At 65.2% G+C, this 578-nt stretch carries 1 pseudogene; it reads right to left on the minus strand.

Annotated features, from left to right (window positions below):
• Positions 1-578, minus strand: a pseudogene (locus ACLEJR_RS27010) (RHS repeat-associated core domain-containing protein); the annotation flags it as partial.

Genomic DNA, 578 nt, shown 5'->3' on the forward strand with positions numbered 1-578 from the left:
CCCGTCCGGCAACTGGCTGCTGAGCAGCCGTCCCTGGGCGTCGTAGCTGAACTGGGTGCGCTCGCCGAGGGCATCGGTGATGGTTTGCAAATAGCCGCGCGAGTCGTAGCGAAAGCGCGTCGGGTAACCTGAGCAATCGATGTGCTCCACCAATTGCCCGAACGGGTTCCAGCGCACTTTCTTGCTTTTGCCGGTGGCATCGATGATCTCGACGACCTGGCCGTGGCTGTCGTAGCGGTAGCGGGTGACGTGACCCTGCGGGTCGGTTTCGGCGATGCAATTGCCCCGAGGGTCGTAGCGATACTGCCAGCTGTTGCCGGCGGCGTCGGTGTCCACCAGCGGCAGGGCCCAGTGTTCGAGCCACAGGGTGGAGTCGCTGCGGCCCAGCGGATCGGTTTCGCTGATCAGGTTGCCGGCTTCGTCGTAGCTGAAGGTGTAGCCGCCGCCCTGCGGGTCGGTGGCGCTGAGCAACTGGCGTTCGTCGTTCCACTCGAACAGCCAGGTCTGGCCGAGGTTGTCGCTGGCGCGGATGATCTGGTGCTGGGCGTTCCAGTGGCGGGTGCTGGTGCGGTTCAGGC

The sequence above is a fragment of the Pseudomonas sp. SMN5 genome (genome assembly GCF_052041925.1).
In the GTDB taxonomy this organism is placed as follows: domain Bacteria; phylum Pseudomonadota; class Gammaproteobacteria; order Pseudomonadales; family Pseudomonadaceae; genus Aquipseudomonas.